The 18,278-nt window shown below is 61.2% G+C and carries 14 protein-coding genes; 5 read left to right on the plus strand and 9 right to left on the minus strand.

Annotated features, from left to right (window positions below; genetic code table 11):
* From K8U03_01110 to K8U03_01125, 4 genes are all read right to left on the minus strand, one after another.
* Positions 1 to 1,593 carry a Na+/H+ antiporter gene (locus K8U03_01110; protein MCE9603481.1) on the minus strand — a complete coding sequence of 531 codons (1,593 nt, stop codon included), beginning with the start codon at positions 1,591 to 1,593 and terminating at the stop codon, positions 1 to 3.
* A gap of 108 nt (positions 1,594 to 1,701) precedes the next feature.
* Positions 1,702 to 3,084, minus strand: coding sequence for a glucose-6-phosphate dehydrogenase (zwf, locus tag K8U03_01115; protein ID MCE9603482.1), 1,383 nt, complete (start codon positions 3,082 to 3,084; stop codon positions 1,702 to 1,704).
* Positions 3,084 to 3,548 carry a hypothetical protein gene (locus tag K8U03_01120; protein ID MCE9603483.1) on the minus strand — a complete coding sequence of 155 codons (465 nt, stop codon included), beginning with the start codon at positions 3,546 to 3,548 and terminating at the stop codon, positions 3,084 to 3,086. Before K8U03_01120 ends, zwf begins: the two co-directional genes overlap by 1 nt.
* A 261-nt stretch (positions 3,549 to 3,809) precedes the next feature.
* Positions 3,810 to 4,757 carry a gluconolaconase gene (locus K8U03_01125; GenBank protein ID MCE9603484.1) on the minus strand — a complete coding sequence of 316 codons (948 nt, stop codon included), beginning with the start codon at positions 4,755 to 4,757 and terminating at the stop codon, positions 3,810 to 3,812.
* Positions 4,758 to 5,016: 259 nt separating this feature from the next.
* Between K8U03_01125 and K8U03_01130 the strand changes: the two genes are divergently transcribed.
* The 3 genes from K8U03_01130 (at position 5,017) to K8U03_01140 (ending at position 9,241) form a co-directional block, all read left to right on the plus strand.
* Positions 5,017 to 6,354, plus strand: a complete 1,338-nt coding sequence (locus K8U03_01130) for a helix-turn-helix domain-containing protein (protein MCE9603485.1) — start codon at positions 5,017 to 5,019, stop codon at positions 6,352 to 6,354.
* Positions 6,355 to 6,360: 6 nt separating this feature from the next.
* Complete coding sequence (locus K8U03_01135; protein ID MCE9603486.1) at positions 6,361 to 6,930, plus strand: methylated-DNA--[protein]-cysteine S-methyltransferase; 570 nt, start codon at positions 6,361 to 6,363, stop codon at positions 6,928 to 6,930.
* Positions 6,931 to 7,207: 277 nt separating this feature from the next.
* Complete coding sequence (locus K8U03_01140; protein MCE9603487.1) at positions 7,208 to 9,241, plus strand: PQQ-dependent sugar dehydrogenase; 2,034 nt, start codon at positions 7,208 to 7,210, stop codon at positions 9,239 to 9,241.
* On the opposite strand, the gene K8U03_01145 is transcribed toward K8U03_01140, so the two are convergent.
* Complete coding sequence (locus tag K8U03_01145; GenBank protein ID MCE9603488.1) at positions 9,242 to 10,261, minus strand: nucleoside hydrolase; 1,020 nt, start codon at positions 10,259 to 10,261, stop codon at positions 9,242 to 9,244. It lies immediately after the preceding gene.
* Between the two features lie 286 nt (positions 10,262 to 10,547).
* Here K8U03_01145 and K8U03_01150 point away from each other — a divergent pair, with 286 nt between their 5' ends.
* Positions 10,548 to 11,804, plus strand: coding sequence for a hypothetical protein (locus K8U03_01150; GenBank protein MCE9603489.1), 1,257 nt, complete (start codon positions 10,548 to 10,550; stop codon positions 11,802 to 11,804).
* A 193-nt stretch (positions 11,805 to 11,997) separates the two neighbouring features.
* Positions 11,998 to 13,071 carry a Gfo/Idh/MocA family oxidoreductase gene (locus K8U03_01155; GenBank protein MCE9603490.1) on the plus strand — a complete coding sequence of 358 codons (1,074 nt, stop codon included), beginning with the start codon at positions 11,998 to 12,000 and terminating at the stop codon, positions 13,069 to 13,071.
* Between the two features lie 43 nt (positions 13,072 to 13,114).
* Here K8U03_01155 and K8U03_01160 read toward each other — a convergent pair whose 3' ends face one another.
* The 4 genes from K8U03_01160 to K8U03_01175 all read right to left on the minus strand — a co-directional run bounded on the left by K8U03_01160 (position 13,115) and on the right by K8U03_01175 (position 18,267).
* Positions 13,115 to 13,360: a hypothetical protein gene (locus tag K8U03_01160; GenBank protein MCE9603491.1), complete on the minus strand. Its 246-nt coding sequence runs from the start codon at positions 13,358 to 13,360 to the stop codon at positions 13,115 to 13,117.
* A gap of 96 nt (positions 13,361 to 13,456) precedes the next feature.
* On the minus strand, positions 13,457 to 14,440 hold the full coding sequence (locus K8U03_01165) for a Gfo/Idh/MocA family oxidoreductase (GenBank protein MCE9603492.1): 984 nt from the start codon (positions 14,438 to 14,440) through the stop codon (positions 13,457 to 13,459).
* A 51-nt stretch (positions 14,441 to 14,491) separates the two neighbouring features.
* Positions 14,492 to 15,925, minus strand: coding sequence for a hypothetical protein (locus K8U03_01170; GenBank protein MCE9603493.1), 1,434 nt, complete (start codon positions 15,923 to 15,925; stop codon positions 14,492 to 14,494).
* Between the two features lie 41 nt (positions 15,926 to 15,966).
* On the minus strand, positions 15,967 to 18,267 hold the full coding sequence (locus K8U03_01175; GenBank protein MCE9603494.1) for a DUF1549 and DUF1553 domain-containing protein: 2,301 nt from the start codon (positions 18,265 to 18,267) through the stop codon (positions 15,967 to 15,969).
* Between the last annotated feature and the right edge of the window lie 11 nt (positions 18,268 to 18,278).

The following is an 18,278-nucleotide window of genomic DNA, read 5'->3' on the forward strand; positions in this document are numbered from 1 at the left end:
TCACTCTTCGTTAGTCGATGGGCCGATTAAGATTTCTTCGACGCGGGCCTCATCCAAGTCGAGTATCCGTTCGATCCGCCGACACGTTTCGAGAGACACCGTTCCGGCGGCGTTGAGTTCGGCTAGTTTTCGGCGCTGCTCGGCGAGCACTTCGAGTTGCAACCGGCCTAGGTAGCCGGCGTGAGCATCGCTCGTCACTGCTACGGCGGTCAGCAAGTGTTCGTAGCGTTCGCGCAGATGCCTAACCATTCCTCTTTCCGATTCATCGGTTCGCGCGGAGCCGTCGAGATAGCTCATGCTTGCCGTTAGGATCTCGCGCCGAACTTCGGCGTCGCTATGCGTCCGATGATCGGACTCCGGCGTGACGTGGAACCAGCGAATCACGGCCGGTAATGTTTGCCCTTGGATGACCAACGTCGCCAAGACCACGGCAAACGCGACGAGCACGAGAACGTCGCGATGCGGCAACGGAGAGCCGTCGGCTTGAAGCTGCGGCAGCGCGAGCGCCGCGGCGACGGTCACGACGCCGCGCATGCCGGCCCACCCGAGTACGGCCAAGTTGCGAGCGCAAGGGGCCGCTTCATACGCACAGAGTTGATTCCAAAACAGCTTCGGCAAATAAGCGGCCGGAAATACCCACAGCAGCCGGACGCCGATGACCGCCAAACAAACGAGCGCGGTCAGGCCGACCACATGGCCCGCCGGTCGCTGCGCGACCGCATAGACGACGTCGGGAATTTGCAACCCGATCAGGATGAAGGCGAGCCCATTGAGGAGAAACACGAGGACGTTCCAGACGGCCGTGGCATGCAGGCGCGTGGCGGGAGAAAAGATACTCGACGCATGATGCGACACGTACATTCCGGCGGCGACCGTCGCCAGCACGCCCGAAGTGCCGATCGCTTCGGCCGGAAGGTAAGCGGCGAACGGCGTGAGCAACGTCGCCACGGTCTCGACCGTCGGATCGTTGAGGTGTCGATGAAGCCGAACCGCCAGCCAGCCGACGGCGAGCCCGATCACCAAGCCGCCGAGCGGGGCCACGATGAGCTCCAAGGCCGCCGCCGAAGGGGAGAACGTTCCCGTCACGGCAGCCGCCACGGCAACCCGATAGAGGACGAGCCCCGTGGCATCGTTGACGAGGCTTTCCCCTTCAAGAATCGTCACCAGCCGGCGCGGCAGCGGAACGTGTCTCGTAACGGCGGTCGCGGCGACGGCGTCGGGCGGAGCCACGAGCGCGCCGAGCGCAAACGCCAACGACCACGGCATGTCCGCGATGTAGTAGTGCGTCAGTGCGGCGACGGCCAACGTCGTCGCGACGACGAGACCGACGGCAAGCATCGAGATCGGACGAAGGTTTTCGCGAAAGTCGCGCGACGGCATTTGCCAGGAAGCCGCATACAAGAGCGGCGGCAGGAACACGAGCAAAACCGTTTCGGAATCGAACTCGATATCCGGCAGGCCCGGGATCCAACCGAACGCCGCGCCTGCCACGACCATCAACGTCGGATAAGGGATCGGCAGGCGACGCGCGGCGAAAGCCAGAACCGTCACGGCGGTGAGAAGCAGCAAGATCGTCGAGGCGGGACTATGCACGAAATTCCTTTCTTGATGACCGCAGAGACCGGACCCAAGAGTGGCGAATACGAGCAACGAACGCAAGCGGTCAAGCCTGAAGTCGCCGAAACGGACGGCAACGTGCGGCTACGAGGCTTTTTTCGCCGCCGGATCGTGCCAGCCGGCGTCGGGCGTCAAGCGCGAGGCAGCGGCCGGCCCCCAAGTCTCGGGGTCGTACTCGGCGAGCGGAGTCGCGTCGTTCAGAATCGGATCGACGATGCGCCAGGCCGCCTCGACCGAGTCTTCGCGCGCGAACAACGAGGCATCGCCGTTTGCCGCGTCGCCGAGCAAGCGCTCGTACGGCTCCATTTCGTCGGGGCGTTGATGATGGGCGATCAACTCGACCCCTTCGCCTTCCATGCGCTCGCCCGGCTTCTTCACGCGCGTGCCGTAAGCCAACACCATCTCGGGGCTCAAACGAAATCGATAATAACAGTCGGGTGCTTCGCACGTATCGTCGAGCACCGGCCTCTGCGGACGTTTGAACCGGACCAACACCTCGGTCGCCGTGACCGGCAATCGCTTGCCGACGCGCACGAAAAAGGGAACTCCCTGCCAACGTTCGTTGTCGATCATAAATCGGAGGATCGCGAAGGTCTCGACCGTCGACGTCGGGCTGACGTCTTTTTCGTCGCGATAGCCGCGATACTGCCCTCGTACGACATCGGCCGGCGTGAGCGTGCGAACCGCTTCGAGCAGTCGGCCGCGCACGTCGCGTCGCGCTTCATGATCGGTGCCGCACGGGCATTCCATCGCCAAACATGCGACCACTTGCAGCATGTGATTCTGCACGACGTCGCGAATCGCGCCGGCTTCTTCGTAGAACTTCCCTCGTCCGACGACGCCGAAGTTCTCGGCCATCGTGATCTGCACGCTTTCGATATGCTCCTTGTTCCAACCGGCTTCGACCTGCGGGTTGGCGAAGCGGAAGTAGATCAAATTCTGCACCGGTTCCTTCCCGAGAAAGTGGTCGATGCGAAAGATCGACTCTTCGGGAAAGTAGCGATGCAGCGTCTCGTTCAATTGCTTGGCCGAAGCGAGATCGCGTCCGAACGGCTTTTCGACCACGACGCGCGCGTTCTTCACGCAGTCGGCCTGCGCGAGCCCTTCGGCGACCGTGCCGAACAGGCTCGGCGGGATCGCGAGGTAATAAAGGGGGCGCTGCGCGCCGCCGAGCGCCGCGTGCAATTGCGCGAAGGTCGCCGGGTCGGCATAGTCGCCGTCGATGTAGTTCATCCGCGCGCAGAGCTTGGCATACGTCGCTTCGTCGAACTTCCCTTTCTTCTCTAGGCTATCCTTGGCACGGGCCTTAAGCTGATCGAGGTTCCAGCCCGACTTCGCAACGCCGATGATCGTCATCTCGAGCCGGCCGTGACGAACGAGCGCCGCGAGCGCCGGGAAGATTTGCTTATAAGCTAGGTCGCCCGTCGCGCCGAAGAAGACGAGCGCATCGGAAGGCAAAGTTTCCATCAGGCACCCCCCTTCGCCGCGGCCGCTTCGACGTGACCGCCGAACTGAAAACGCATCGCCGAAAGAAGTTTATCGGCGAAGTCGGCCTCGCCGCGCGAGCTAGAGCGTTCGTACACCGCGGCGCTGAGGACCGGCACCGGAACCGATTCATCGATCGCAGCCGTGAGCGTCCAGCGTCCTTCCCCGGAATCCGAGACGCGACCGGCGAACTTCTCTAAGCCCGGACTATCGTGCAAGGCGGCGGCGGTCAGATCGAGCAGCCACGAGCCGATGACGCTTCCGCGTCGCCACACTTCGGCGATGTCGGCGAGGTTGAGATCGTAGGCGTAATGCTCGGGATTTCGCAGCGGGGTCGTCTCGGCATCGGCGTGGAGGTCGTAGGCCACGCACCGATGCCCCGCCTTGAGTAAGCGCCGGACCATGTTCGTGCCCATCCGGCCGAGGCCGATCATCCCGAGTTCCATGTGAGATTCCTTACCGCTGAGAACGCCGAGCGACCGTCCGGCAAATACGCGTTCCCCTAAGGCTATCGGGCAGCCCGTCGCTTCGCTACTCAAGAGCAAATTCTAAGTATTCTGCTGGTGAAATATTAATGCCGTGAGAAAGCCTGCGACGTTTTCCTCTTTCAATGATCGGCCTTCAGTACCTCGGCGCGCGCCAACGGGCGGCATGGAGCCGCCCGTTGGTGTTTCTGGAACTTCATTTCGATCGACGTCGAAACGACTTTATTCCGTGAGCTTGATGAACGCGACTGCGTTGTTGTTGTTCATCGGGATGATGAGCTGATTCTGTTTCGGGTCGTAGCCCATCGAGGCGGCGCTCGGAATGCCGGCGGCGATGATCTTCGCTTCTTGGCCGGGACGAATTTGCGATACGCTGCCGAAGCGAACGCTGCTCACATACTTGGTGCCGTCGGCCATGATGACGATGCCGTCGTTGCCCCCTTCGGCGGCGCGTTCCGTGCGGAGCAGTTTTCCGTTCGCCGGATCGAACGTCAGCACGGCGTTGTCGCCGACGTTCACGACCACGACGTTGCCGTCGTTGTCGATCGCCACGCCGTTCGGCGCCGCCAGCGGCTTACCGGCCACGAAGGTCGAGGCCTCGCCGCTCGGCGTGATCTTAAAAACGGATTCCGGCGGGCGTGTGTTCGACACGAAGATCGTGCCGTCTTTCGTCACGCCGATGCCGTTGAGAAAAGTCGCGGAGGCGACAGGGAAGGCTCGACCGGGACGTCCGGTAGCGAGATCGAACGTGCGCACGACGTCGATGTCGGCGGTGTAGAGGACTCCGTTTTGAATCACGCTGCCGAGCGGGTGGTTGAGCGTTAGGCCGTCGCGGGTCGCGCCGATCCACTTCGGCGTGTGGACCGAGCCGTCGGGATTAAGCAGCGACACGTAGCCGTCGTTCTCTTCTTGCTTCTGCGTCACGCCGGCATTCATCACGACGATGAGGTTGCGAGTCGGATCGTAAGTAACGCTCTCGGCAAAGCGGAAGCTGCCGTAGACCTTCACGTTCGGCGTAATCGTCGTGAACTTCCCCGCTTCGTTGATCGTGCCAAGAGGTTCGCCGACTTTGAATTCTTTCGGCTTCGATTCCGTCGCAGGATTTTGCCCCAGCGCTACGCTGCCGAGCAAGAGCGCCATCCAGACGGGGGCGACAACGGATACCTTCATGAGTGTGATTCCTTTTTATTGATGTAGTCTTCGCGCATGTCATTCGTCGCCGGACTTCGATAGGGCCGAGCCGGCGCTCGGAAACCAGCCACCGATATAACCGATCGTTCCGCCCGCGAAAAGCATGCGGCGGTGAATTCCCCTGTCGTTTCGACAAACTCCGCCGACGAGGAATGCGTACGTCAGCGGCTAAACGAGAATCTCACTTAGATGTCCGAAAACGGCCGGCCGGTTCCGTGGTCGCGGTTACGATGAGGGCATGCACTTCGACGACGACGCTTGCTACCGAGCTCTTACCGCGCGCGATACCCGTTTCGACGGGTTGTTTTTCGTCGGCGTGAAGTCGACCGGCATTTACTGTCGCCCGGTTTGCACGGCGAAAACTCCCGGCCGCAATCGCTGTCGGTTTTTCGCCGTTGCCGCGCTGGCCGAGCAAGCCGGGTTTCGACCTTGTTTGCGCTGCCGTCCCGAGCTTGCGCCGGGTCACGCGCCGGTCGATAGCGCTCGCACGATCGCGCGAGCCGCGGCGGCTCGCATCGAAGCCGGCGCGCTCAACGACCGTGGCAGCCTCGAAGAACTCGCCTCCGGCTTGGGGCTCAGCTCGCGTCAGTTGCGCCGCTCGGTGCGCAAAGAGTTCGGCGTGTCTCCCGTCGAGCTGGCGCAAACCAATCGCCTGCTCCTTGCCAAGCGTTTGATCGCCGAAACTCAATTGCCGATGGTGCAAGTCGCCTTCGCCGCCGGATTCGAAAGCGTGCGACGCTTTAATGCACTGTTTCGCAGCCACTATCGGCTCACTCCGAGCACGCTGCGGCACTCGACGTCGCAGGGGAACGCCGCCGATTGCTTACGCTTGACGCTCGCCTATCGTCCGCCGCTGGATTGGGCCGCGATGCTCGGCTTTTTGTCGGCGCTTGCTCCCGCGCTGCCGTCGCTGCTCGTTCGCCTGCGGAACTTGTTCGATCTCGATGCCCGGCCGGATATCATCGCGGGGCAGTTGGCGCTCGATCCTCTTCTTGCACGGCTCGTCGAGCTTCGGCCCGGCTTGCGCGTGCCGGGGGCGTTCGATTCGTTCGAGCTCGGCATTCGAGCCATCCTCGGGCAGCAGGTATCCGTTCGCGGTGCATCGACGCTTGCCGGCCGCTTCGCTGAGCGGTTCGGAGAAGCGATCGAAACGCCGTGGGCTTGCTTGAATCGCGTCACGCCTACTGCCGCTGTGCTCTCGGCCGTTCGGAGCGGCACGCTCGCCGGGCTGGGTTTGCCGAGTGCTCGTGCCGAGAGCCTGCGAACTTTTGCGAGTGCGGTTTCGCGTGGCGAAATCGATCTCGATCCCGGCCCGGACCCGACTATGATCGTCGGCAAACTCAGGGAGCTTCCCGGCATCGGGCCTTGGACGGCAGAGTATATCGCCATGCGCGCCTTGCGATGGCCCGACGCCTTTCCGACCGGCGACCTGGGACTCATGAAAGCCTTGGGATCAAGCTCGGCGAAAGCAATGGAAAAAGCGGCCGAGCCGTGGCGCCCTTGGCGGGCCTATGCGGCGATGCATTTATGGGAAAGCCTCAAGACACTTCGAAAACGAACGTCACGAAAGGAGTAACGAGCGATGACCGAGACGACTTGCTATAGCTATGTCGATTCTCCCTTAGGGCAACTCTTCGTTCAAGGAGACGGCAAGTTCGTGACCGGTCTCTACTTGCCGCAACACAAAGGTTGGAAAGGGCCCGATGCCTCGTGGCGACGATCGGATGAATCGTTCGCCGTGGTACGCGAACAACTCGCCCAATACTTCGCAGGGGTGCGACGAACCTTCGACGTGCCGCTCAAGCTCATCGGCACGCCGTTTCAGCGGCATGTCTGGAAGGAATTGGCGCGAATTCCCTACGGCACGACGATCTCTTACGGCGGACTCGCTCAGCGGGTCGGCAACTCGAACGCTTCGCGCGCCGTGGGAAACGCCAACGGCCGCAACCCGATCTCGATCCTCGTGCCGTGTCATCGAGTGGTCGGCTCCAGCGGAAAACTCACGGGCTATGCCGGAGGCGTCGACAAGAAGCAATGGCTGCTCGCCTGGGAGCGAGGCACGACGACGACTGCCGCCGGTTATCTATTCGACGTCGATAGCGCGTGCCAAGCCGATCGAGCAAAGCACTCGAAGTCTTCAGCGCCTGGTTAATTTCTTGCTGTGCGGTAAGCATCGCTTTCAAGATTCCGATGATCGTATGCCGTGGGAGCCTTGCTTCCGTCCGCAATACTCTTACACTCGCCAGGGTGTTAAGGCATGGCCCGATCGAGCCGCTCGAAGTTCGCCGCGCGATCGTCGAGGTCCTCGGCCGGACCTACGCCGGCCGAACCGATCGCTAGCCGTTTTCACGAAGTTGTACCTGGATTCCTGACGTAAAAAATTCCGCTGGTTCGCAACGATCTGCACCGGCGCCGCAGTAGAGAGAAATATGAAGCTGCATCGTTTGCTCATCGTGCTCGTTACTTGGCTGAACGCAACGGCTGCGAAGGCCGAGATGCCGCCGCCCTACCTTACGGGCCTGACGAATCCGGAGTCGATTTGCTACGGCCCGCGCGGATTGTCGTATGTCACGGAGATGGGAGAGCCCGATAAAGCCGGCGACGGCAAGATCTCGGTCGTCGAAAACGGTCGAGCGCGACCGTTCGCCGTCGGTCTCGACGACCCGAAAGGAATCGTGTTCTATCGAGACGCGTTTTACGTTACCGATCGCACGAAAATCGTCGTCGTCGACCTGCAAGGAAAGGTGACCGACTTCGCGACCCCGGAGCAGTTTCCGACACGACCGCTCTTCTTGAACGATATCGCCGTCGATCAAACGGCGGGGATCTTCTTAGTAAGCGACTCGGGCGACCTCAAGGGACAAGGGGGCGCAGTGTTTTGGATCGACATTCGGCTGCATAAGATCACGACCGTTGCCGACCAAAAATCCATTCCCGACTTGCACACTCCGAACGGTGTGCTGTTCGACGGCTCGGCGTCGGCCCTGATCACCGACTTCGGCAGCGGCGCGGTCTATCGCGTGCGCGTCTCCGATCGCTCGGCGACGAAAATCGCGGAAGGGCTCGATGGTGCCGATGGGCTCGTGTGGGACGACTTCGGGCGACTCTACATCACCTCATGGAAAACCGGCAAAGTATTCGCGATTCCGCGCACCGGCCGGCAGCCGATCCTCATCGGCGAAGGATTCCAATCGTGTGCGGACGCTTGTTTGGACGCGAGCGGCCGAAGCTTGCTCATTCCCGACATGAAGGCGGGGACGTTGACGAAGCTTTCTACGACGATCGCCGATTGGGAAGTCGACGAGCAGCCGCCGGCCGTGATGTTCGAGCCGGCTTTCACGAAGCTTTCGTGGACCGGTTGGGACGACGGCAGCGACGTCGGTAAGACAAACGTTTTCAGGCCCATCTTGCTCACCCATGCCGGCGACGATTCGCAACGGCTGTTCGTGGCGACTCAGCAAGGGGTGATTCATTCGTTTCCGAACGACGCCGCCGCGACGGCGACGAAAGTTTTTCTCGATCTCTCCTCACGCGTGCGCTACAGCGACAAGGCCAACGAGGAAGGATTGCTCGGACTGGCATTTCATCCGAAGTTTCGACGGAACGGCGAGTTTTTCGTCTTCTATACCGATCGCCGTGCGAAAATGTCGAATGTCGTTTCTCGCTTTCGTGTGCAACAAGACGATCCGACGATCGCCGATCCGAATTCCGAAGAAGAATTGTTGCGGTTCGAAAAACCGCACGAAAATCACAACGGAGGGACGATCGCCTTCGGTCCTGATGGCTACTTGTATATCACGCACGGCGACGGCGGTTCCGGGGGCGACCCCCATCGCAACGGCCAGAACCTTGCGACGTTGTTCGGTAAAGTCATGCGCATCGACATCGACGCTAAGAGCGGCGATAAGAAGTATGCGATCCCCGCCGACAATCCGTTCGTCTCTCGATCCGAAGCCGCTCCCGAGATCTGGTGCTACGGCCTCCGAAATATTTGGCGAATGGCCTTCGATCGCAAGACCGGGCGACTTTGGGGCGGCGATGTCGGGCAAGGCTTTTTCGAAGAGGTCGACATTCTGACGGCTGGCGCGAACTACGGCTGGAGCCTGCGCGAAGGGCTACACCCCTTCGGCGAACGAGGGGTCGGCCCGCGCGAAGACCTAGCCGAACCGGTGTGGGAATATCATCACAATCTCGGCCCCTCGATCATCGGCGGCGTTGTGTATCGCGGCACCGCTCTGCCCGAGTTGGACGGCACCTATCTCTACGGCGACCATGTCTCGAATCGGATCTGGGCATTGCGCTACGACGACCGACTCGGCCGCGTCGTTGCGAACCAACCGATCAAGGGCCCGGGCGTTCCGCTGTTGTCGTTCGGCGAAGATGAACGGGGCGAGGTTTACGCTCTGGGAACGACGGCGACCGGCCGCGGAATCTTCCGCCTCGTTCGTGCGGCGGCGCGGTAATCATTTCGTCGCCGGCGGCGGTTCTACGCACAACTGCACGATCGCCTCACGGACCCGCGCGGTTTGTTCCGGGTTCACCGCGAGGAAGCGATGCCGGCCTTCGCCGGCTTTGGTTCGGCGAAAGAGCGTGGCGGCGTCTTTCTCGACGGTGACGTTGCCGAGCGGCGACAACGTGAAATAGTTTCGATCGGGCAGCACCGCATAGAGCACGGCCGTTGGATCCCACGTCGGGCGGTCGTGCGGAGGGGGGCTGTAAAGCAGGTACGCTTCCTTGAGCGGATGGTGCGGCACGTAGTCGAAGTCGCGCTCGATCGCGACATGCGGAAACGCCGCCGCAACGCCGATCTCGAAACCGCTCCACACGATCGGCGTCGGCCAATCGCGGGCCAGCTTCTGCGCGGCGGGAACGTCGAGTTGCACGTTGTATTCCAAGTGCCGCGTGTTCCAATCCACGGTCTGAAATGCGCCTGCCATGATGCTCAACAGCTTTACTTTCTTGGCGATGAGGTCGCGGCCGACGAGCGGCGAATGCTTATCGGCCGGCGAGTCGAGCAGTTGCGCGAGGTTCGTGAAGAAGCCGACCTGCGCGATCGTGACGCTGTCGTCGGGCTGAGCGACGAGCAATTCGCGGATCAAGCTTACTGCCTGCGGAGCGTCGGCGCCGCTCAGCAGATCGTGCGGATAACGGAATGAACCATCGGCGTTCTTCTCGTCGGCCAAGCGATTGAACTTTCCCGGCTCCTTCGCCGCACCGTTGCGAACGACCCCGATCGGAGTATTTCCGTAGCCGTAAAACGTGTTGACCGCATCGACGAACGCCGCCGCCTGCGGATGATCTTTCGTGACCGTTACGGCAAGCAACTCGCAAGCACCACGCCGTTGAAGGCTATGGATCATGGCGAGCGCCATCACGTCGTCGACATCGTTGCCCATGTCGGTGTCGAAGATCAGCTTCACCGGTGCAGCTTGAGCGAGATCGCCGAGGATGGAAATCAGTAGCACGAGAAGGATTCGTTTCATGACGCGTTGCTGCCGTGCGGTGATGGAAGGGAGATCGCCCGCCGAACCCGAGGGACGGGCGCAGCGAGAGCGAGATTATAATCCCTGGAACGAAAGTTAGCAGGCGTCCGCTCGTCGCAAGGCTTAGGGGTTTACGAGGGAGACGGTCGTGGTTTTGCGGCGGTGACCCTAAGAATTTTTAAGAAACGACCGGAACGTTTCCGTGCGGCTCGGGTTAAACGTCGTGGAGCGATATGAGTTAATCGCCGCTCCATTTCTTTACTCTATTCATTACAAGAAGACCATCATGGTTCATCGGCTCCTGCTCACTTGTTCGATCATCTTGCTGTCGGCGGGCTCGCTCTCGGCTTTCGATGCCGTCGGAACGTTGAAGAGCCTCGATGCCGAGAACGGTGTGTTGGTCGTTTTCGCCGGCGGCCAAGATCGGACGCTCACAGCCGACAGGAACCTTCGAGTTCTCGACAAAGACGGCAAGGAACTCGCTGCGGGCTTAAAATCGTCGGAGTTGAAAGCCGACGCCCAAGTGACCGTTACGGTCGAGCCGAACAACGGCAGAATCATTCTCCGAGCGATTCGCTTAGGAGCGAACGCGCCGCAAGGGCAGGGCCCAGGACCAGGACGCCCTCCAGGTGGAGCGCCGATGCAGCCGGGCAGAACGTCCGTCGGGTTGAAGCCGTTGAACGAGATGACCGCCTCAGATGTTTATAAAGGTGAAGATGGCGGGCTTTATGGAGGCGGCAAGAATGAGCCGCCGTCGGCTCATGCGGCCGCGGCCAAAAAAGAAACCGCGCGCATTCTTCCTCGCAGCACCGACGGCAAGCCCTCACCCGACGGCAAGATCGTGCTGATCTCGATCAGCATGTCGAACGCTACGCAAGAGTTTTCCACCTTCAAGCGCATCGCCGACGCCGAAGAGCGGAAGTCATCGCAACTGACGATCGTCGATTGCGCACAGGGAGGGCAGACGATGGCAGCGTGGGCTCGAGCCGATGCCCGAGCGTGGGACGAAGCAGAGCGTCGTCTCACGGCGGCCGGTGTTTCGCCGGAACAGGTCCAAATTGCGTGGATCAAGTTGGCGAACGCCGGACCGAGCGGCGAGTTGAACGAACACGGCAAGCGACTCTACGACGACACCCTCGTCGTCTTACAACTCGCGAAGGAGAAGTTCCCGAATCTGCGTATCGCTTACCTCGGCAGTCGAATCTACGCCGGGTATGCGACCACGCGCTTGAATCCCGAACCCTATGCTTATGAAGGGGCGTTCATCGTTCGTCGGTTGATTCGCGACCAAATCCAAGGAAAAGACGCTCTGAACTTCGACGCGGCTCAAGGCTCGGTCAAAACGCCGCTCGTCTTGTGGGGGCCCTATCTCTGGGGCGACGGTATGACGCCGCGCAAGCAAGACGGCCTCATCTGGGAACGGAGCGATCTCGCCGAAGACGGCACGCACCCGACCCATGCCGGGCAAAGAAAAGTCGCCGACATACTGTTGAAGTTCTTTGCCGACGATACCGACGCCAAGACCTGGTTCGTCGGGAAGTAGCGGCGCAGCGGGCTTAACGCGTCCGCCACGATAAATCTCGGTGAAGATGCCGTCGAGCGATCGAAAAGGCCGCTCCGATTCCATCGGCATAGGCGGGATCGTCTTAAGCCCAGCGTGTCGCCGATTCCACTATATTGGTGGCGGCCATTACGGCTCAAGCGCGCTTCGCCTACTTTCACTTCGGGTTCACACCATGACGGCAACCGTTCCGGTCGGCATCATCGGGTCCGGCTTCATCTCCGCGATCCATGCGGAATCGCTGCGCGCGTGTTCGCAAGCGAAGCTCGTCGCGGTGGCATCTCCTACTCCCGGCAAGGCCGACGAGTTTGCGAAGCGATTCGATATTCCCCAAGCGTTCACGGACTATCGCGAGTTGCTGGCGCAACCCGAGATCCGCATGGTCGTCGTCGGCGTGCCCAACGATCTTCATTGCCGAGTCGTGTTGGATGCGGCGGCGGCGGGCAAGCATGTCGTTATCGAGAAGCCGTTGTGTTTGAGTCTCGACGAGGCCGATCGCATGATCGCCGCGTGTCGCAAGGCAGGCGTGAAGCTGATGTATGGAGAAGAGCTTTGTTTTGCGCCGAAATACGTTCGCTTGAAACAACTGCTCGATTCCGGCGCTCTCGGAAAACCGACGCTCCTCAAACAGTCGGAAAAACACGACGGCCCGCATGCGGCACACTTCTGGGACGTCGAACGTTCCGGAGGCGGCGTCACGATGGATATGGGCTGCCACGCCATCGAGTTCTTCCGCTGGATGCTCGGGCGTCCTCCCATCAAGTCCGTCTATGCGCAGATGAACACGCAAGTGCATGCCGACAAAACGCGCGGCGACGACAATGCGATTCTCATTCTGGAGTTCGCCGGCGGGGTCGTGGCGCTTGCGGAGGAGAGCTGGACCAAGCATGGCGGCATGGACGACCGCGCCGAAGTGCATGGCTCGGGGGGCGTCGCTTATGCCGATCTCTTGCAGGGCAACTCCATCAAAACCTACAGCGCCGGCGGCTATGACTATGCCGTCGAAAAAGCAGGCTCGACACAAGGCTGGAGCTTCACGATGTACGAAGAAGCCTGGAACTACGGCTTTCCGCAAGAGATGGCACACTTCGTCGATTGCGTGCAAAACGATAAGACGCCGCTCGTTACCGGCGAAGATGCGCGAGCGGTGCTCGAGGTGCTGTTCGCCGCTTATGAATCGGCGCGCACCGGACGAAAAGTGGAGCTTCCTTTCCACACCACGGCCCGGCGACCGATTGATTTGCGGTAGACGCCGGTCTTAAGTTTCGGTGACCTCGTCCTCAGGTCCGGCGTTAGGGCTTCCGTGGCTGTGTCGACCATTTTTGCCAGTCGGAGTTGTTTCGATTCCGTTGGCGCATTTTTTCTTGTCGATCCGCTTCGATAATGTCGGCCGCTTCCTGGGCCTCGCGACGAACTTCTCGACGCCAAGCCACGATCGACAAGACCCCTTGAGCTAATCCGGTTCCGACGATCCCGCCGACGACGATGCCGATCATGACCGACGAGGCTGGGAAGCGACCTTTTTTCAAGACTTGCAAGCCGACCTCCTCGCAGCCACGCACCATGCCGAATCGAGCGCTCGAACGGGCATCAGTCTAGCATGAACCGAGTAGCGCCGCGGGAAGGGCGTGACATTAATCGACGCTTCGCTCGGCCGAGGCCGCGAGGTTGTCCATCCATTGCTGCACCTGAAGAGCGTCGGCATACGTTGCCCCCACCGGTACGGCTTGTAAGCCACGTACCACTCGGCAAAAACAGCGCTGCTCTTCGGCCATCATACCGGTCGGCCCGTTGAGATCGGTCCTGATTTCTAAGGCCAGCGGCCATTCCGCTTGCGCGGCCCAGAGCTCGAAAGGGCGTGGGTTCGGCTCGATGCGCGCACACCAACCGTCGCCGAATACTTCGGTTCGATCGAAGCCGCGCGGCGGCATTCCGGCCGGCGTGAGATAAGAAGCGGCGAACGAACCGATCGCGCCGTTGGGCCATTGCAGGCGCGCAACGGCTAAATCGACCTCGCCTTGCGACGTTCGATGATAGCGTCCGTGAAACAGAGTCGGCTCCGCGCGGTTCATCAACACCTGCGCAATGTACAGGTCATGAACCATGGCGGCCTGCAACGGATTCTCGCCCGGAAACTTCGCGATAATGCTGGCCGGACGATGCCGGACCGAATCGATGTAGGCGATCGGCCCGCGACGTTCCACTTCCTCGCGCAATTGCCGAAACTCACTGTTGAAGAGGACGATATGCCCCAGCATCAGGTTTCGGGAGTCGTGCCGAACCAACGGCGCCAGCGATCGCGACGATTCAAGATCGTCGGCGATCGGCTTCTCGAGCAGCACCGTCTTGCCCGCCGCCAACAAGGCACGCGCGACCGCCACGTGCGAAGAGGTCGTGCAGGCCACGATCCAAGCTTCGGCCGACGACTCACGGATCGCGTCGTCGAGACTCGTCCAACCCGGAACGCCAGGTAACTCAAGCGCTAAGGCATCGAGAGCCGACTGCCGGCGAGCGACGAGTCCGACGAGTTCCGCTTCGGCCAGGCCTGCCGTCGTCAGGGCGTGCAGCCGTCCGAAACGACCGAGACCGACTACCGCGATCTTCACCGGCTCGGCCATAGTTCTAGAATCGCGCGTGAGGAAATCGATCGATCGCTACGCTACCTCATTCTATTTCGCCGTGATCGCCCACGAATGGAGCCGACCTGCGGAGTCGCCGGCGACGACGGTCTTTCCGTCGGCCGTGATTGCCACGCGTGTCGGAAAGATCTTCGTTCGCGCAGGCTCGCTCTGGGCGGGATCGGCGATCGAGAAAGCTTCCAGCAGCTTACCGGCAGGGCTCCAGACACGCACCTTATAATCCCGCCCGCAAGTCGCAAGTTGCCCCTGCGGCCCGAATGTCGCATCGAGCACCCCTCCGGCGATCTTGCCGTATTCGCCCGGAGCGCGCTGTCGGGTGTGCGCTTCGGCTTGAGCCGTCATCGGCATTCCCTTCGCCACGTCCCACCAGACGATCAACCCGTCTTCGCCGCATGTGGCGAGCACCTTGCCGTCGGCTCGCCAACTCAAAGCGCGAATCGCTCCCTTGTGGTCTGCCAGCGGTAGCACGACCTGCCCGGTATGCGGATCCCAAAGATAGATATTGCCGACCCGATCGCCCGAGGCGAGCAACTTGCCGTCGGGACTAAAGGCGAGTGCCGTGACCCAATCGGTATGCTTGACCAGCGAATGCAGCGGAGCGCCATCCTTAGTCGCATAAATCTTCACGACACGTCCTGTGCCCGAGAGCGCAACTTGCCGTTCGTCGGGCGAAAGGTCGGCGGCGAGAGCCGCATCGGCTTCGTCGCCGATCGTCGCCAAGCGCTTGCCGGTGCCGACGTCGATCAAGGCGGCGATCCCTTTCTCGACGGGCCGCCCACCGGCCGCCAAGAGCAGCGAGCCGGAACGGTTGAAGCGCAGCACATGCGGCTCCCCTTCCGCGAACGGAATCGAACCGAGCGTTTCCTTCGTCGCGGCATCGATGAAGTCGATACATTCGTAAGCGGGGACCGCAAAAAACGGTGCGCGAGGTGCGGCGGCTAAAGCCAGCACCGGGAACGGCCGTAGGACTTTTACGCGCGTAATAGGCGGAAGCTTCGAGGGGACCGGCGCCGGTTCCATGGTGCCCGACGTCGGATCTTTCGGCGTAAACTCGACGATCTCCGGAAGATTCGCGCCGCTCTTGGCGCTCTCGCGCAGCCCTTCGGCGATCCAGTCGCGAATCTTCGCGATCTGCTCCGCCGGAACCAGCTCGCCGTTGAGAGGCATCCGCTCGGCGGGGTTCTCCGCCGTCATTAGTTCGAGCATCCGGCTCTTGCTCGCTCGTCCGGCGACGACGACCTTGCCTCCCGAACCGCCGCGCAGCACCGCTTCGTAGTTCGAGAAATCGAGCCCCGCTTTCTTTCGCGTCTCGCCGTGGCAGGAGGTGCAGTGTTGCTTAAGAATCGGAGCGATGTGATCGGTGAAGTTCACAAGCGCGTCGGCGGGCTCGGCGCAATCGCCGACGGCAGCCGGCGCCGAAATCAACAATAAGCCCGATAGAATGGTCGGAAGCGCTCGGTTCATGACGTTCTGATATCCGCTGAGATTGAAGTGCCGTATGTCGGTTAGTAGTTGAAGGAAAATTCGGTCGAGTTCATGAGGCTCCAGAAGATGTCCTCATAGACCGCGACATCCTTCACTCGGTCGCCGACGAGTTCCCGCATGGCCGCCATTTCCTTTGTCGTCGGACGTCGACTCAGCGCGCGGACGAAAAGCTCCTCGATAATCGGCTCCGGAGCAGACTCCGTGCTAATCAACTTTTGCAGAGTGCCGCCGGCCGCAACCCGTTGGCGAACCGTATCGCCGACGATTAGATGCAACGTCTGCGAAAGGGTCGGCTCTCGCTTCGTGGCGCAAGCGCAGATCGTATTGCGATCAGAACGGCCGAAGGTCTCGAAGAATTGGTAACCGAATTGCGGCCCCTCGGTCGCCCCTTCGCCGCGCGGATAAAAATCGATGGCGCGTGTTCCTTCCGGAAAGAACGGCAACTGTGTTTTGACACCCGACACGGCCGCGAAGGAATCGAACAGCACGTCGGCGCGCAGCCGGCGCAAGTGCGAGTGAGAGAATTGCCGCGTGTCCAGCAGGTTCGACGCGTTGGGCTTCGTCGAGAGTTGATAGACGCGCGAGTTGCAGATATCGCGCACGAAACTTCGCAGGTTGAAGTTCGATTGCACTAAGTGTTGCGACAGCGCGGCGAGCAGCGGCGCGTTGACCGGTGGATTGCTCGCGCGCACGTCGTCGACCGGCTCCACGATGCCGCGTCCGAGGTAATGCGCCCAAATCCGATTCGCGAGATTCCGGCTGAACAGCTCGTTTTCCGGAGCGGTAAGCCATGCGGCCAGCGCCTTGCGCGGGTCGCCGTCTCCCGGCACCGACTCCACATGGCCGAGAATCTTCGCGGGCACCGGACGGCTATCGACCAAGTGCTTCGCAGGCGGGGCTTTCACATCGAAATAGATGCGGGCATCGCGCGGCTCGGTGCCCGGCTTGCGCACGATGCCGGTGAAGAAGCTCGTAAAGCCGTAGTAATCGGTCATCGTCCAACGATCGAACGGATGATTGTGACATTCGGCGCATTGAATCTGCACGCCGAGAAACACCTGCGAGAAGTCCGCGGCGAACTCTTTCGGATTCAGCCGCGGCTTATGCACCATCATCGTGTAGAGATTCACCGGACCATTAGTGAGGTTGCTGCCGGAAGCGGTGACCATGTCGGCCACGAACTCGTTGAGAGGCCGTCCGGAGCGCATCTGCTTGCGGATCCATTCATAGAAAGCGTCGGCGGCTTTGATGAACGTCTTGTCCGGTCCATAGCCCCCCCCTTTGATGCGAAATTGCTCGGCCCACATCGACGTCCAATAGTCGGCGAAGTCGTCGGAAGCGATGAGGACGTCGATCTTGTGAGCCCGTTTGTCGGAACGCGTGTCGGCCATGAAGTCGCGATATTCTTGCGGCGTCGGGGGCCGAGCGATGAGGTCGAGCGACACTCTGCGCAAGAAGGTTTCGTCGTCGCACAGATCCGAAGGAGCGATGCTTAGCTTCTGCAAACGATCGAACACGAGCTCGTCGATATAATTGTTGATCGGCGGATTGGGCCAAACGAAGTTCGCGTCGTTCGGCAAGACGATAACCTCGGCCCCTTGCGTGAAGCGGCTGAAACGGGCGAAGACGTTCGAGTCGCCTTGGGCGGCGGCTACCACTCGGCCGTCGGCGTCGATCTTCGCCACCGCATCGTTGTTGGAAAAGAACTTGGCGAGCTCCGTAACATCGCGGGACGAACCGTCGCTCATGCGCGCGGTAACGCGCAAGCGGTCGTTCGCGCCCGGGCTTTTGAAAACGAAGCGGTCGGCCGAGAGTTTCAGTTCCACGACTTCGGGCACCTTGTCCGCATCGTCGGGCGCCCCGGCCGCGATCCAGCGCAAGAGGGTGCGGTAATGGACGCTGTCGCGCGTAAACAGCTCGCCGCCGGTGTGATCCACGTCGCCGGTCGCTTTGAGCAACAAGAGGCTGCGCTCAGGGACCGAGGTGTTGACGCGGCGGCCGATCATCTCCGTAACGATCCGCTCGTAGTCTCCCTTCGGGTCGTAGCCGAACAACGAGAGCATGAAGCCGTCTTTGCCTCGCGCCGAGCCGTGGCATGTTCCGGCGTTGCAACCTGCACGAAAGAAGATGGGCATGATGTCGGCGCGGAAACTCGGAACGTCGGCCGCGGCCGACTCTTTGTTCTCCGCCGAGGCTACCGGCGGGGCAGCGAGCGCCGAGCCGAAGCCGAAGAGTGCGCAGAAGCAACAACACACCGCCGACAACAATCGCGGCGAGCTTGCCGAATGCGGTAGCGCACGCGAAGGGAAACCGTTCGTCATAGGATTATTTC

The organism is Planctomycetia bacterium, from assembly GCA_021413845.1.
GTDB lineage: Bacteria > Planctomycetota > Planctomycetia > Pirellulales > PNKZ01 > PNKZ01.